The sequence below is a fragment of the Paraburkholderia ferrariae NBRC 106233 genome, assembly GCF_000685035.1.
Lineage (GTDB): Bacteria > Pseudomonadota > Gammaproteobacteria > Burkholderiales > Burkholderiaceae > Paraburkholderia > Paraburkholderia ferrariae.
Genome location: NZ_BAYB01000008.1, coordinates 345,024 through 360,928, shown reverse-complemented (window position 1 = coordinate 360,928; position 15,905 = coordinate 345,024). Strand labels below are relative to the sequence as shown.

Here is a 15,905-nt window from a genome sequence, read left to right as displayed (position 1 = left end):
GATAAAAATTGAATGTGCAGTACTTTAATGTGGATGGCGATCGAGGATGACAATATAAGGCTCTAATTCTGATTGCGCATAGTACATTGAATCAATTTTTAGTGTGAATCAGGTCGATAGACCTGGGACTGTTAAAAGATGAAAAAACTTGCATACGAAGGTGACAGCACAAGCCACGGTGGCAAGGTTCTTTCAGGCTCCGACCGTATCAAGGTGAAGGGACGGCGGACAGCGAAGGTTGGCATCCTTGTATCCTGCCCAATCCACGGCGACAACGAAATCATTGAAGGAAGCAGCAGCATGAAAGACGCTGGTACGCCTTTGTCGAGAGATGGTGACGCAACGCAGTGCGGCAGTGTCCTGATAGCCTCGACTGACGGCGCAAAGGTCCGGTAACTCCATGCCCGTTGATTTTGTGCGCATTCCGCCGCGAGCCAGGGTCCCGGAAGTATCGCACCCGTCTATTCTCGTCTGGGCACTTCTGCTTTGCCTCATGCTTGGGGCGAGTGCGTTGCTGACCATTTTCGTCTGGCCTGCTGGCAAGCCAACGAACACAGCCGGGTTCTGGTTTCGTGCGGCCGTACTTCCCGTCCTGACGTGGGGGCTTCTGCTAGCTTGCCGATTCGCCTGGACATACGTGCGCATCAACGCCGCACTGGCTACAAACCGGACCGCCGATGACATTGAAAAGCAGCGTCACGACCTTTCAAGTCAGCCGTTGGCCGTTCTGGGACACGCCTGGAGATTTTCGTCCAGCGAGGAGGAAAATTCCGTCGAAGATCTGGTTGATGGGAAAACAAAACTGTGTCCGGCTTCCAGCCAGGTCAGGCCCAACACCGACGTGATGGCCCGTTGGCTCGAGATACCGGGCAAGCGGTTCTATGGGGGTAACACCCGGACCGAACATGCGCGTCAGACGGAAGTCTGTGAATGGCTACTGAACGAGTTGATGAGAGACCTGGCCCCCCAGATTCTTCAGCTTCCCCGGAGAGTGTCAATGAGTGTGGACTTTTGCATTGACACTGTACTGCAGCCTGCCACATGGGTTGCACGTCTGCAGTCGCTTCTGAAAGAAAAATTTCCGTCGTTGCGCGTCGAGGTGAATCCCGCGACCAGGGAACTTTCGCTATTCCATGCCGATTCGTGGCACGACGGAGCTCGCCCTGATGTCGTTCGTCTTCTCGTTGCTGTCCAGTTGCGTAAGGCAGCAAGTGAGGTGCTTGCTAACGGAGTCGCGGAGGCCGCGTCGATGCTGCTTGTTGGCAGTCCTGCTGTTGCCGGACAGATGAACGACAAGCCTGCACTACGCATCCATCGCCCGGCGCGTGGAGCCTCGGGAAACGTGGCGGACGTACTGAAGCTTGCCGTCCGTTGGGGAAGGACATCGTTCGACGAGACCGGAACGACATGGCGCACCGGACTTGGCAAGGATGCCTCGAGGACCATTCGATCATCGTGCCGGTTTGGACACCTGATGAGGCCCGTCAACGTAGATGAGACGGTTGGCAATGCTGGTGCGGCACGCGCGTGGCTTGCGACAACGCTGGCCGCTGCAAACGCAGCACTTATGAACGAACCCCAGCTCGTTATCGCGCAGGAAGGCGATGACCTGGTTGCACTGGTATGCCAGAAACAAACATGAACGATCACAAGCCACGGCCCGCAGCGCTTTTCATTGGTATTGCGATAACCATCCTGTTTATTATTCTTGGCCTTGCGACGTGGTTCGGGGGGATGGAACAGGGGTGGAGTCAAAACACACGGATCATTATTGAACTAGGCCTTCTCTCGGGGCTGCTGCTGTGCCTGATTCTTGTGAAGCTTTTTGAGGCCATTCTCCTCTGGATCGCTTCCATGCGGGCGGCCCGGTGGCTGATGCAATATGACGCGCAATCAAACGTTCCGAAATCAGATCAGGCAACCAGTTCATCCAGATCTGTGTCGCTGGCAGAAGCGCTCCGGGACCGCCATGGCTGGCGTTGGCGCTGGCGCGATCGTTGGGTGCTTGTCGCTGGAGATGAACCCTTGGTGAAACGCCTGGCTCCGGGGCTCATCGAGACCGGCTACACGTTCACGGGCGATACGGTCCTGCTTTACGCGAAGCAAACCAGCGACAAACTCGAAACAGGCTGGCTCGAGGAAATCCGCCGCCTGCGTCATCGTCGCCCGGTCGATGCGATCGTCGCGGTCACGGGCAACCGTATTTCCGCAACCGCGCCATTTGACGTCGACGGCCTTGCACAACGGCTCGCACGCCATGCTCGCGCGCTGCGCTGGGCGGCGCCGGCCTATCTGGTTAACGTGACGGACTTTGGCACCGAGCCGACGGGTCCGGATGAAGCGATCGGTTTTACCTGGGCAAACACGCGAGTTAATGCCGAAGAAGTCGGGGCCTCGCTGCAAGGCCTCATGCGCAATCTGGCAGACACAGGTGTTGCGAGGCTTGCCGCCGACAATTACGACCGCTATCCGGCCGAGCTTTCGCAGCATATCGAGCGCCTAGGTAGTGCCCTGTCGGGACTTGTGATGCAGACGGCGAATTCGCGTTACTGGCGTCAGGCCGTTCACGGGCTCCTGTTTGCACCGCTCTTCAGGGAGAGGGGGCTTGCAACGCCCAAAGCCGCGGAGAAGGCCGACGGCAAGACAGACGATCAACCGGAAGCCGATCCCGTCACCCCACAGCAGCGCTCAGTCTGGCAGACGATAGCCGAGCACAGCCGAAAAATTCACGGCCGCCGCGTCGGTTTTTCGCCTTCGATCATCGCTGCGTGGATGGCAACCGGCGTGGTCGGCCTCTGGATCGCGGGCACGATGGTGTCGGGCTTCTCGAACCGCGCAACGATCGGCGCAGCGCAACACACGCTCGCGAAACTGTCAGGAATCCTGAGCCCGACGCAGGGCATGCAGACACTGGGCAGCCTCGACAATCAGATCGACACGCTTGAGACGCGCCAGCGCGATGGGGCACCCTGGACAACGCGCTTTGGTCTGAATCGCGACAGCGCCCTGCTCGCCGCACTGTGGCCCGGTTATGAGGACGCCACAGGCCGAATCCTCGTCGGCCCGATGCGCCAGAAACTGGAGGATCGCCTGCGCCAACTCGCCTTGATGTCCGACGCCGAGATCGCGAGCGGCGGCAACGCTCAGGCGCAGGCCGCCTACGATACGCTCAAGGCCTACCTGATGCTCGCGAAGCCCGAGCGGGCCATTGCGTCTTTCCTGACGCCCCAGCTCCTGGCAACGCAGGCGCCTGCCCGCCCGTCTGACTCGCCGCTTTCGGCCGGCACGTGGGAGGACCTTCGCCAGCACGCTATTGCATTCTTCGCGGATCACCTGGGCCGTCGACCCGCTGCGAACGGCTCGCCGCTCGCCATCGTGCCGGACAGCAACCTGGTCGCGGCGACGCGGCAGACCGTCATCGGCGTGCGCGGCATCCAGAACTCGACCGATGCGATCTACCAGCAGATCCTCGATGACGCCAGGCCGAAGTATCCCCCGGTCTCTCTGGCGAGCCTGCTTGGCGACACTACCGGGCGCGGCCTCTTCAACACGGCCCAGACCATTCCGGGCGTCTTCACGCGCGAAGCGTGGGACCAGCGCATTGCGAATGCGATCGAAGACGCGAGCGAGCAGGGGAACGTGGCCGGCGACTGGGTGCTCTCGGACGCAAAAACGGCAAGCACCACGTCGTCGACGCTGAAGGCCGAACTACGGCAGCGCTACTTCGACGACTACGCGCGCGCATGGGAGCAGTTCCTCAACAGCCTGCGCTGGCAGTCCGCTTCGACGTTGTCGGCCACCGCCGACCAGCTTTCGCTGCTGGGCGACCCGCAACGCTCGCCGCTCGTCGCGCTCATGAATGCCATCGTGTATCAGGCCGGTGCGGGCGTCACGGCGCCATCGCTTTCGGATACGCTGATCAGCAAAGCGCAGCAACTCGTCGGCGCCGACGAGAAGGATCCGTCAAAGCAGGCGCAGCCTCAGCTTGCACCGCTCTCGAAGGCGTTCGGTCCGATCCTGCGCCTGACCGGCAGCGACCTCGTGTCCGGCGCGCCGGTGCAGCCCGGCAAGGCGGCCGCGCAGGTCACGAACACCGGCGACCTGAGCCTCGCCCGCTATCTCGAACGGGTCACGGCGATGCGCCTGAAGCTGGAGCAGATGGTGAACGGCGGCGACACGGAGGCCATGTCGCGCGTGGCGGCGCAGGCGGTGTTGCAGGGCAGGACCTCCGATATCGCGGACAGCCGCGATTACGCGAGTCGGGTGGCGGCGAGCCTTGGCGAGCATTGGGCGGGATTGGGCGACCTGTTCCAGGCACCGCTCGACCAGACCTGGCAGGCGGTGGTTCAGCCCGCGGCAGCCAGCCTGAACGACATCTGGCGCAGTTCGATCGTCGCCGACTGGAACAGTGCGTTCGGAGGCCGCTATCCGTTCGCGGATTCTGACAACGATGCGTCGCTGCCCGAAATGGCCCGCTTCATGCGCCCGGATAACGGCGTGATCGCGCAGTTCGTCGCGACGCAACTGGCGGGCGTCGTCGAGCGTCAGGGCGACCGCTGGGTGGCCATGCGGGGGGCGGGCACGCAACAGGATGCCTTGCGGCTCGACCCGGGTTTTCTGGAAGGGCTGAACCGGTTGATACGGGTGGCGAATGTGCTGTTTCCGTCCGGCGATGCCCATATCCGGTTCGATCTGCGCGGTGTCGCGACGCCGGGCGTGACGGAGATGAAGCTGGTGCTGTCCGGCCGTGCCCTCGACTACTTCAACCAGAAAGAGGAGTGGATGCCGTTCGAGTGGCCGGGTCAGTCGCTCGAAAATCTTTCGCACATCGAATGGCAGACCGAGCAGGGCGGTCTGCGTTCGGCGCTCGATGCGCAGGGCAGGTTCGGATTGATCCGGCTGCTGGAGCGCGCGAAGATCTCCCAGCAGGACAATGCACGCTATCTGCTGACATGGGCGCCGGATTCGAGCCAGGGCATTCCGCTCAGGGCTCAGTTGCGCAGCGATGCGGGGGCCGGTCCGCTTGACGTTCTGCAATTGCGGCACTTTGCGTTGCCCGCGCGCATCTTTCTGACCGGCGGCGCCAGGCCCGGGCCGAAGGCCGCCGCAAGCAGTCCTCCGCCTCTGCCGCCGGCGGCAATCGCCGCGGCCAAGCACGCAGCGATGCCTTTGCCGCACGGTACCGTGCCGGAGGCGGAATGAAGCTGGGACATCTGTTCAAGCACCTCTTTCCGGCGCGAGAGGATGCCGGCGAACTTGCGCGCTTGCGTCTCGCTGCATGGTCGCCGTGGTTGCAGCCGCTACCGGGCGAAGCCGGCGTCGGCCGCGACCCCGGCTACGAGGATGCGTTCTTCGCGCTCAGGGACGAGGCGGGCAAGCTCACGGGCATCGACGAAAGTCTGATCGCCCGGTCGTGCGAGCAGCTTTTGAAGGAGACCGGCAAGGATCTGCGCCTCGCGGGGTATTACGCGTTTGCGAGGCTGCGGCAGGATGGCACCGCGGGTTTTGCGGACGGTCTGGAACTGGCCGCTGCGCTCGTCGACTGCTTCGGCGTTGCCGTGCTGCCCGCGCGCGCCGAAGCGAAGAAGGGCGCCCTTGAGATGCTTGCGACCGCGCGCATGCTGGAACTGCTGGAGTCTCGCGGCGAGTTCGCGCAGACGGATCTCGAACGCGCGCTTGCGGCGCTCGACGTTCTGGTGACGCTCACGGGGGCGTGGCCGGAGGCTGCGCGTCCGAATCTGCAGCCGCTGGTGTCGCGGTTTGAGCGCAGGGACGGCGCGGGTCGCACCGATCGCATCGACGAAGACGATCCGGTCGTGTTGTCGTCGCCAGCCGTCGCCGGGACGTCATCCGGGCCGATTGTCTCGACGCGCGATCTGCTCGATCAGGTGCGCACGATGGCCGTGTGGCTGCGGGACCAGGAGAACGGTTATCTGCCTTCGGTGCGGCTCGTGCGCAGCATCCGCTGGGACACGCTCCACGATGTGCCGCCGGCCGATCCGGCTGCGCATACGCGGCTCGCGGCGCCGCGCGCCGAGTTGCGTCAGCAGATGAAGCGGCTCGTGTTGCAGAAGCAGTGGCACGAACTGCTTGAACGTGTCGAGGGCGCGTTCATGGAAGGCGTCAATCACCTGTGGTTCGACCTGCAGTACTTCCAGCACGTCGCCCTCGATCACGTGGGCGCGCCGTACAGCGCGTGGCGCGAACTGCTGCGCGCGGATTTCGCGCTCTTTCTCGAACGGCTGCCCGGGCTCGAACGGCTGTCGTTCAGCGACGGCACGCCGTTCGCCGACGATACGACGCTCGAATGGATCGCCCGCCATGCCGTGGTTCGCGATCTCGAAGCGGGCGAAGGTGTCGCGCCGCTGCCGGTTTCGGCCGATAGCGAGGACGATGCTGCCGGCGACTGGCCGGAAATCGAGGCGCAGGCGCGCGATCTGGCTGGGCGCGACGGGATCGAAGCCGCCTTCGCATGGCTCGAATCTCTGCCTGGTCTGAAGACCGACCGCCACCGCTACCTCCAGCGGCTCGTCATGGCGCGCCTCGCCGATCATGCGGGACGCGCGGACACGGCGCTCGCCCTGCTGGTCGAACTGGACGCATCCGCGAAATCGCTGCCGCTCGTGCGCTGGGATCCTGCGCTCGTCTTCGAGGTCAAGCATCAACTGCTGCGAGCGCTGAAGGCGACGAGCAACCGCAAGGATGCTGACAAGCCGGCGCTCGCCCGCAGGATGGGCGAATTGCAGGGCGAGATGACGACACTCGATCCTGCCCGCGCGCTGACGCTGGCTCAATGAGCGAGGCACGCGCGGCGATCCGTTCGTGCGGCAATCGGGCAACGTCGCCTGTTGCCTGCGAGTCACCGGCGTACAGCAGCATCGGAATCCAGAACATCAGGTAACGGTTCCAATCTGATCTGCACTACGAGTAAATAACAGGAAGTATTTCGATGGACAATCCGATTCTGCGCTACTACGAAGCCCAGATGCGCTATCTGCACGAATCCGGGAAAGAGTTCGCGAAGGCGTATCCGGACCGGGCGCGCATGCTCAACCTCGATCGCGTGGGCGACCGCGATCCCTACGTCGAGCGGATGCACGAGGGTTTTGCCTTTCTCACCGGGCGCCTGCAGCAAAAACTCGACGACGAATTGCCGGAACTCACCGAAGGGCTCGTGAGCCTGCTGTGGCCGCACTATCTGCGGATGATGCCGTCACTCTCGGTCGTCGAACTGATTTCGCTTCGGGAGAAGCTCCAGCGGACCGAAGTCGTGCCTGCGGGTGTGCCGATCCGCTCCGCGCCGATCAGCGTGCCGCCCGCGGCGGGCGCCGAGGGCACGACACCACGCACGGTGCAGTGTCTTTATCGCACCACTCAGGCGGTGATGCTGCAGCCGCTCACCATTACGCATGCCGAACCAACGGTGCGGCACGACGGCCGCTCGGTCATCCGGCTGGGCTTCGAACTTCATCATTCGGCACGGCGCGAGGAAACCGATCTGTCTCGGTTGCGCCTGCACCTGAACGCCGATCTGCCGGTGGCGTTTTCCATGCACCTCGCGCTCACGCGCCAGGTCGATGCGATCCTGTGGCGCATTCCGGAAGTGCGGGATGGCGAGGCGCTGCAGGTAGCCGGCGTCACGATCGAGCCTGCGGGCTTCTCCACGGAAGAGCGGCTGTGGCCCAAGGCGGAGGCTGCGTTTTCGGGCTATCAGCTTCTGCTCGAATATTTTTCGTTCCGGGAGAAGTTTCTCTTTGTCGATCTGTGTGGACTCGATGTGGCAAGGCTGCCTGCAGGAGCCACCCGTTTCGAGTTCGAGATCGTCCTTAAGGATGCCTACCCGTCCGACCAGCGTTTCAGCCGGGACAACGTGCGGCTGTTCTGCTCGCCCGTCATCAATCTCTTCGAACTGGACGCGGAACCCATCGAGATCAATCATCACGAGACCGAATACCGTGTCGTGCCGGCTGGCCATCAGGGCGAGCACGTCGAAACATACGCGGTCGATGCCATCGAGGCATTCGACCACGTGACGGCGGAGCGCTACGAATACGTGCCGTTCGCCACGTTCCGGCATCGTGGGGGCATGCTGCGTCACGAGGCGCCGGAGCGGTATTTTCACGCGCGCGTGCGGCCGGGCATGTCGGGGCTGCATGAAACGTGGGTCGTCCTCGGCGGCCATGCCTGGGAGACGATGGAGACGCTGCCGGAGGAAAGTCTCTCGCTGCGCGTGACCGGCACCAACGGTATGCTGCCGCGCAAGGGGTTGCGCGAGGCCAGTCTGAACGAACTCGCGGCGAGCACGCCGAACGTTGCCGGCGTGCGCAATCTGGTCGCGCCCACGCTGCCGCTTTATCCGCCAACGGATGACCGGTTCCAGTGGCGGGTTCTGTCGCACCTTGCGCCCAACTTCCTTTCGCTGATGGACGCGCAGGTGCTGCGCGGCGCGCTCGGCCTCTACGACTGGACCGACGACGAACTGAACCGGCGCCGCCTCAACGGCATCCTCCGGGTTTCCGAGGAACTGCTCGAGGAGGTGTCGGGCGGCTCGGTCGAACGCGGCGTGCTGATCGAGGTCACACTCGATGCTCATGCGTTCGCGGGCGAGGGCGATGTGATGCTGTTCGGCGAACTGCTGCACCGGTTCTTCGCGCTGTATGCGGAAATCAACCTGTTCACGAAGCTCGCGATCGTGAGCCTGCCGTCGCAGACCCGCACGGTCTGGCCGCGCAGCAAGGCGGAGCATTCGCCGCTATGAAGCCGCAGGACTCTCCCGATCTCGAGCCCCTGGTCGCCTCGCTGCTGGCCCGCGCGCCCCGAATGAACTTCATGCAGTTGTGCCGTCTGCTCGAAGTCCGTGCGCCGGACCGCCCGGGCCTCGGTACGCGCGATACGCCCGGGCATGAGCCCGTGCGCTTCGGCTCGTGGCCGCGCGCCGGATTTCCGGCGGGCGAGGTCGCCGCGGTCGACTTCGGCGACACAGGCGACACAACTGACGAAGCCGATGAAGCCGCACCGCCGGTGCTGCCCACCGTGCGCACGACCTTCATGGGGCTGTATGGCGTCGATGCGGCGATGCCGCCGCACCTGATCGACGACATTGTCTTGCGCGAAGAGGGACATGAAGTGGTCGAATCGTTTCTCGACCGCTTCGATCACCGCTTCGTCACGATGCTGTACCGGGCATGGAAGAAGTACCGCTATCCGGAGAGCTTCCGGCCGGGCGGCACCGACGCGCATTCGCGCAACCTGCTGAGCCTCGTCGGATTCGGCTGGGGCGACAAGCCGAAGCGCGCGGGTTTGCCCGATTGCCGCATGCTTGCGCTGCTGGGTCTCCTGAACCTGAAGACCCGCACGCCTGAAGGTCTCGCGGGCGTGATTGCGCTGGCGGTGCCGGGCGTGGAAGTGCGCGTCGACGAATTTTTTGCCGTGCTCACGCGCCCCGGGCAACCGCTGCCGCTAAGCTCTCGTCCCGCAGCGCAGGGAGAGGGCGCACGGCGAGGGCTGGGCGGAGGCTACGTGCTGGGGCGGCGGCTTGCCTATCGCAGTCGTGCCGCGCGGGTCACGCTGCGCCCCGCCAATGCGCAGCAGGCGCACGATCTTTTGCCGGGAGCGTGGCTCAATCGCGAGCTGCTGGCGTTCGTGCGGCTTTATGTGGGTGTGAAGGCCGACGTCCATCTGCGCATGCAGGTGTCGTCGCGGATCGCGCCGCTGCCGGCCATCGGCGCGGTATCCGCGGGGCCTGCGCCGCGCCTGGGGTGGACCACGGTGCTGCCCGCCGAGGACGAGCGCACGATCACGATTTCACTCGGCATGACCGAGGCGTTTCCCACGCCGGCGCCCAATCCTTACCTGATTCCGAAACGCACCTAACCGGGGAACCATGATGCTTAACCGCCTGACGATTGCGGCGACTGTCTCTGCCTTTCTGCTGCCGGCCTGCGGCGCCTGGCAGGCTGCGTCCGACACCACGTCGAGTGCTTACCACGCTGTGTTTTACAAGCAGGTCAAGGTACTCAACGTCGATCTGTCCGCGCGCGAGGCCCTGAATCCGGACGATGCGGGCCGGCCGACCTCGGTCGCGGTGCGCGTGTATCAGCTCCGGGATCGCAAGCTTTTCGATGGCGCTTCGTACGACGATCTGCTGAAAAGCGACCGCACCGTGCTTGCGCAGGATCTGCAGGACGGCATGGCCGCGGCGTTGAACCCGGGGGCGTCGGCGAGCCTGTCGCAGCCGATGAAAGCCAATACGAAGTACGTGGCCGTCGTGGCGTTCTACCGCAACCCGGGCAGCGGAGACGGCTGGAAATACGTGATCGAGAAAAAGAAGCTCGATGCGGACAAGCCGCTGAAGCTCGAACTCGTTGACCAGCTTCTGCTCGGTGGGGAGGGGACGGGGCGCAAAGCTTCGCAGTGACGTCGAAGTGGCATCGGCCAGGAAAGGCGAGTGGCCGTCAAAGACTCGAACGGGACAGCGCGTCGGCCGCCGCCCTGACGCTTTTCTCGGCGAGCTGGCGCAGCGCAGGATCTGCTGAAAAGGCGCTGTCGGGGCCCGCGACGCTGAGTGCCGCCAGCACGGTCCCGCGACTGTCGCGGATCGCGGCCGCGCACGAATCGATACCGGCTTCGAGGCCCGAAAAACTCCACGCGCAACCGTTGCTTCGCACTGTGTCGAGCGCGTGCTCCAGCGCATCCCAGTCGGGCGTGTCGCGATCGCCGCCGTGCGTGCCGTAGCGTGCGCGAAGCGCCGCGCCGCCTTGCAGACCGGCGAGTATCGCCAGCCCCGGCGTCGCACGGTGCGCGGGAATCCGGCTGCCGACGCGAATGCGGCTGACCAGCGGCGTGTCCGGCGTCTCGCACATCAGATAGACGATCTCCGCGTCTTCGAGGACGGCGAGGTAAGCGGACAGGCCGGTCTTTTCGACGAGCCCCGGCAGGACCTGCCGTGCGCGTGCGGTGAGATCGGCGTTGCCCAGCGCGCCGGCAGCGAGCGTCAGGAAGGACATGCCCAGGCGATACGACCCACCCGACTCAAGCGGCTCGATCAGGTCCGCGGCCTCGAGCGAGTCGAGCAGGCGCTTCAGCGTCACGCGATTGACGTCGATCTGCCGCGCGACGTCGCTCATGTTCGCGGTCGAGCCGCCTTCCGCGATGAATCGCAGCAGGCGGAAGGCGCGTTCGACCGGCGACGGCGCGGTATCGGCCGATTTCGAATGGTCGGGCTTGTCTGTCGTCATCTCTACGCTTGAAAAGGGGGGCGGGGCTCAGGCCAGCGGGACGGTCCACGCATCGTATCCATAGACCCAGTCGGCGTTGCCGCCGGCCTTCAGCCAGTTGTTGCTGCGCGAACCGATCTGGATGCGTGCCGTGCGTTCCTGACGTGCGTGCTCGTAGCGCGCGAGCGCCGCACCGAGACCGTCCGTACCGACGCCGGTCAATGCGCGCGACAGCACGACCGCGTCCTCGATCGCCATGCCGGCCCCCTGCGCCATGAACGGCATCATCGGGTGGCACGCGTCGCCGAGCAGCGCCATGCGCTCGCCGGTCCATTTCGGCAACGGATCGCGAATATACAACGCCGAGGCCAGCACCGTGTCGCAAGCGGCGAGCAGCGCACGCGCTTCGGGGTGGAAGTCCGCATAGGCGCGGCGCAGCGCGTCGGGGTCGCCCGGCATGGTCCACGATTCGTGTGTCCAGTCCGGCTGCGACGTGGTGGCGAAGACGAAGATGTCGCGACCGAGATTCAACGGGAACGTGACGATCTGCAGGTCGTCAGTCGGACCCCACCATTTGACGAACGCACCGAGGTCGCCGCCCTGAAGACGCTCGGCCGGCACGACCGCGCGATACGACACGATGCCGGTGAACTGCGGGTGCTCGTCGCCGAGCAGGAAGCGGCGCACGCCGGAATGAATGCCGTCCGCGCCCAGCAGCAGGTCGAACGCGTGCGTGGAGCCGTCGTCGAGCGTGATCGTGGCGGCATCGCCGGTTTGCGCGACGGACACCGTGCGCTTGCCCAGATGAAGCTCTTCCGGCAACAACGCCTGCTCCAGCGCGGCCATCACGTCCGCGCGGTGCAGGGTCAGTTGCGGCGCGCCGTATTTGCGCTCCGCCTCGTCCGACATCGCGAGCCGCGACGTAACCTCGCCGGTGTCCCACATGCGGCTGATGCGCGCGCTCGGCCGTGCGGCCGTTTCGCGCAGCGTGGCACCGATGCCGAGCCCATCCAGCGCGCGAACCGCGTTGGGGGTGAGATTGATGTCCGCGCCGACGCGCCCGAAACGGGCGGCCTGTTCAAAAACGACGGCCTGATGACCCGCTTTGCGCAGCGCGATTGCCGCCGCAAGCCCACCGATTCCGCCACCCACGATTCCAATCTTCAGCATTTCATCTCCCGCTGCGTTGCGTCTCATATGTTCAAAAATGAACAAATAGAACTAAATTGAACACGTATACTGATGCCAATCGCGCGGCATCGCAAGGAAAAGGTCATGAGGTAAAACCCCGAGGGGAGAGGCGGGGGCGACTGCGCCAGGTGAGCGCGGCCGAACGTTGCAGTCGGCGCGCGTGCTCGCAGTCGGTCAGAAATTGTGATGGATTCCGGTCAGCAGCAGGACCTGGTTGCTCGTGCTCGAAGTGCCGGCAACGGACAGCGACGCATACCCGCCCGGATTGGTGTGCTCGTAAATGCCCTGCAGGTAGAGTTGGGTCTGCCTGGACAGCGCGTAGATATAGCCGAGTCCGATCTGGGTCCAGCGGTGCGCGTGGAGCGTCGTGGTGTTGGCGCCGGCCGTCAACGTGGTGAACGGCGTGACCGACCATTCGGAGCCGGCGTCATAGGCCTGATAGGTGTCCGCGTATTGTTTCGACTCCAGCCTTACTCGCGTATAGAGCGCGTGCAGCTTGACCGATCCCAGCGTATAGGCGCCGCCGGCGCCCCAGAACTCGGCCCGGTCGGCGACATAGTTGGTGGCAATCTGCCCCTGGAACGTGCCGAGCGCCAGCGGCGCCAGCGCAAACGCCTGATTGTGCTGAAGCTGATAGAACGCTGCAGCCTGAAAGGGGCCGCGGTCATAGGTCAGCGCCGCACTCCATGTGTTGTCCTGACCGAAGTTGGTCGTATTGCCGAATCCGAACAGCCCCGCGACACTAACGCCCCCATAGTTCGGGGAGCGGTACTTGACCGCGTTGTTGATGACCGACGTGGCCGAATCGGCAAGCCCGTCGACATTGCCCGGATGGAACATGTTCCACGAACTTCCCGCATACGCGTTTGCGAAGGGCGTCAGGAGGTCGAATGACAACGCAGTCTGATGCCCGAGCGTCAGCGTTCCGGCCTGATCCGACTCGAGGCCGACGTACGCGCGGCGATTGAATTCGGTGCCCGAATTCACGAATGCGCCGGTATTCGTGAAGAACCCATTCTCCAGACGGAATACCGAACGCAATCCGCCGCCCAGATCCTCGACACCGATGATGCCCCAACGATCCGGCTGCATGTTGCTCTGGTTGGCCTTGAACAGCGTATGCCCGCCGCTGTTATTGACATAGGCCAGGCCGGAATCGAGGCTGCCATAAAGCGTCACGCTGCTTTGCCCGAAAGCGGATCCGCAAAGGTTGATAGCAACCAGTCCTGCAATGCATGTTCTGTTCATTTTTGTTCTGGATCGACAAGTTCAAAGAGAAGGGTTTTTGAAATCGATATGTTCCATACCGGGAACTATTGACCTTACATGAAACATTAGAACATCAAAATAAATGATGCGAATCTTGTGGTTTTCACCGGTATTACGGGGAATGTGGGATTTGCGCAGCGACGAATGAAACAATTTCTCTTCGATAAGCGTCTGTGCAACAATGCCAAAAAAGGATCAACGTTCCTTTAATGGAACATTTTTGAACATGCGGGTGCCCTTGCGGATTTTTGTTATCGGAATGAGTCATGCCTGACCTGATCACCCCTGTATGCCCCGCGGAAACCAATTCGTCGTTGCCCGACAGCCAGCGACGCACCTTCCTCAAGACCTCGGGCGCCGTCGCGATGACGGCGGCCATTGCACCGGTCGCGGCGATGGCCACCGGATCGGCGGAGAGTCCGGACGCGAGCGAGGCGAACCGTTCCGCGGCGAAGCTGCCCGGCCTGCCGGCCGGCTATAACATTCTTTTCGTGCTCGTCGACCAGGAGCGCTATTTCGATGCATGGCCCGTTAGCGTGCCGGGGCGCGAGCGCCTTGCGAAGAGCGGCGTCAGCTTCATCAATCACCAGATTGCGGCCTGCGTGTGTTCGCCGTCGCGCTCGACCCTCTATACCGGGCAGCACATGCAGCACACGGGCGTATTCGACAACGCGGGGCTACCGTGGCAGCCGGACATGCCGACGTCGATTCGAACGGTCGGCCACATGATGAAGGACGCGGGCTATCGGGCCGTGTACGTCGGCAAATGGCATCTGAGCGCGACCATGCACGAATCGAATTCGCCATACAACGCACCGGTGGCCGATTACAACAACGCCATGCGCGCGTATGGCTTCGACGACTATTTCGGTGTCGGCGATCTCGTGGGTTCCGCACATGGCGGCTACAACTTCGATGGCATGACCGCCCAGGCCGCGATCAGCTGGATGCGCGAGCAGCGCCCCGATGCGGCGGGCGGGAAGCCCTGGTTCCTGGCGGTCAATCTCGTCAATCCGCATGACGCGATGTGGCTCAACACCGACCCTTCGGGGCGGCCGAACGGATCTGGCCTGATTCCAACGCGCCCGGCGCCGGATAGCCAGCTTTACGACGCGCACTGGGACCAGGTTCCGCTGCCCGCGTCGCGCCGACAACCGCTCGTGTCGCCGGACCGGCCGAAGGCGCACGCGATGTATTCAGCCGCCCACGAGGCGCTGATCGGCAAGATAACGTTCGACGATGCTACGGTAAAGCGTTATCAGGACTACTACCTGAATTGCATTCGCGACTGCGATCAGCACGTCGAGCGCCTGCTCAACGAGCTGGACGATCTCGGGATCGCCGATAAAACGATCGTCGTCCTGACGTCCGATCACGGCGACCTGGCGGGCCATCACCAGATGATCGACAAAGGCGCCAACGCTTATCGCCAGCAGAATCACGTGCCGATGCTCGTCAGGCATCCGGCTTTTCGTGGCGGGAAGACTTGCCGCGCGCTGACCTCGCATCTCGATGTTGCGCCGACGCTCGTCGCGTTGACCGGCGCGCCGGCCGATACGGCCGCACGCATCGTCGGCCCCGACGCGAAGGGAAACAGCTTTGCCCATTTGCTCGCGCAACCGGAACGCGCCGGCGTGCACGCGATTCGCGACGCAACGCTGTTCAACTACGCGATGCTGCTTTACTACGACAGCGAGTGGATGCTCGCCGAATTCAGGACGATGCGCGAACGCGGCGTGCCCCCCGCGGAGATGCACGCGCGCGCGGCCGCGTTGCAGCCGGATCTGAGGCAACGGGGTGCGATTCGCAGCGTGTTTGACGGCCGGTATCGATTCAGTCGCTACTTTGCGCTGGCGGACTTCAACGAGCCGGAAACGCTGGAAGCGTTACTGGCGCACAACGATCTGGAACTCTTCGATCTCTACACCGATCCGGGCGAAATGGACAACCTCGCGATCCGGCCGGACTTGCATGGCGCGTTGATGGAGGACATGAACGCGAAACTGAATCGATTGATTCGGGAGGAGGTCGGGCAGGATGATTTGTCGAGCTTGCCATTCAAGGACGGGCGGTTGCAGTTTCAGTTCAAGGCGCACGCGTGAACGGCATTGCCGGCGAACGTGTTGCGCGTCTTGAGCGAGCTTGATTGGCGTTCGTTGGGGGACTGGCGGGAAACGGGGTAGACCCATCTTGCCGGGTGGCGCTCCGATTGTACGGCCTGCATGGAGC

11 protein-coding genes are annotated in these 15,905 nt (G+C 63.6%); 8 read left to right on the top strand and 3 right to left on the bottom strand.

Going from position 1 to position 15,905, the window contains the following annotated elements:
• The first annotated feature begins 138 nt into the window (after positions 1 to 138).
• From BFE01S_RS42930 to tssJ, 7 genes are all read left to right on the top strand, one after another.
• The gene (locus tag BFE01S_RS42930; RefSeq protein ID WP_084169699.1) at positions 139 to 396 is read left to right on the top strand and encodes a PAAR domain-containing protein; all 258 of its coding nucleotides are present in this window, start codon (positions 139 to 141) and stop codon (positions 394 to 396) included.
• 115 nt (positions 397 to 511) lie between these two features.
• A complete protein-coding gene (locus BFE01S_RS10425; protein ID WP_245621075.1) occupies positions 512 to 1,642 on the top strand; it encodes a hypothetical protein in 1,131 nt (376 codons plus the stop codon).
• A complete protein-coding gene (locus BFE01S_RS10420) occupies positions 1,639 to 5,202 on the top strand; it encodes an ImcF-related family protein (protein ID WP_028225435.1) in 3,564 nt (1,187 codons plus the stop codon). The genes BFE01S_RS10425 and BFE01S_RS10420 overlap by 4 nt, the downstream gene beginning before the upstream one ends.
• Entirely contained in the window at positions 5,199 to 6,797 is a 1,599-nt protein-coding gene (gene tssA / locus BFE01S_RS10415) for a type VI secretion system protein TssA (protein WP_028225434.1), read from the top strand. The genes BFE01S_RS10420 and tssA overlap by 4 nt, the downstream gene beginning before the upstream one ends.
• A 152-nt stretch (positions 6,798 to 6,949) precedes the next feature.
• On the top strand, positions 6,950 to 8,758 hold the full coding sequence (tssF, locus tag BFE01S_RS10410) for a type VI secretion system baseplate subunit TssF (RefSeq protein ID WP_028225433.1): 1,809 nt from the start codon (positions 6,950 to 6,952) through the stop codon (positions 8,756 to 8,758).
• Positions 8,755 to 9,873 carry a type VI secretion system baseplate subunit TssG gene (gene tssG, locus BFE01S_RS10405; protein WP_028225432.1) on the top strand — a complete coding sequence of 373 codons (1,119 nt, stop codon included), beginning with the start codon at positions 8,755 to 8,757 and terminating at the stop codon, positions 9,871 to 9,873. Before tssF ends, tssG begins: the two co-directional genes overlap by 4 nt.
• Positions 9,874 to 9,886: 13 nt before the next feature.
• Positions 9,887 to 10,417 (top strand): type VI secretion system lipoprotein TssJ, encoded by a 531-nt coding sequence (gene tssJ, locus BFE01S_RS10400; protein ID WP_028225431.1) that lies wholly within the window; start codon positions 9,887 to 9,889, stop codon positions 10,415 to 10,417.
• A 37-nt stretch (positions 10,418 to 10,454) separates the two neighbouring features.
• Here the strand turns inward: tssJ and BFE01S_RS10395 are convergent, their stop codons facing one another.
• From BFE01S_RS10395 to BFE01S_RS10385, 3 genes are all read right to left on the bottom strand, one after another.
• A complete protein-coding gene (locus BFE01S_RS10395) occupies positions 10,455 to 11,237 on the bottom strand; it encodes an IclR family transcriptional regulator (RefSeq protein WP_028225430.1) in 783 nt (260 codons plus the stop codon).
• A 27-nt stretch (positions 11,238 to 11,264) separates the two neighbouring features.
• Entirely contained in the window at positions 11,265 to 12,386 is a 1,122-nt protein-coding gene (locus BFE01S_RS10390) for an FAD-dependent monooxygenase (protein WP_028225429.1), read from the bottom strand.
• Positions 12,387 to 12,581: 195 nt separating this feature from the next.
• Complete coding sequence (locus tag BFE01S_RS10385; RefSeq protein ID WP_042337432.1) at positions 12,582 to 13,655, bottom strand: porin; 1,074 nt, start codon at positions 13,653 to 13,655, stop codon at positions 12,582 to 12,584.
• A 287-nt stretch (positions 13,656 to 13,942) separates the two neighbouring features.
• Here BFE01S_RS10385 and BFE01S_RS10380 point away from each other — a divergent pair, with 287 nt between their 5' ends.
• Positions 13,943 to 15,778: a sulfatase-like hydrolase/transferase gene (locus BFE01S_RS10380; protein ID WP_028225427.1), complete on the top strand. Its 1,836-nt coding sequence runs from the start codon at positions 13,943 to 13,945 to the stop codon at positions 15,776 to 15,778.
• Positions 15,779 to 15,905 lie beyond the last annotated feature (127 nt).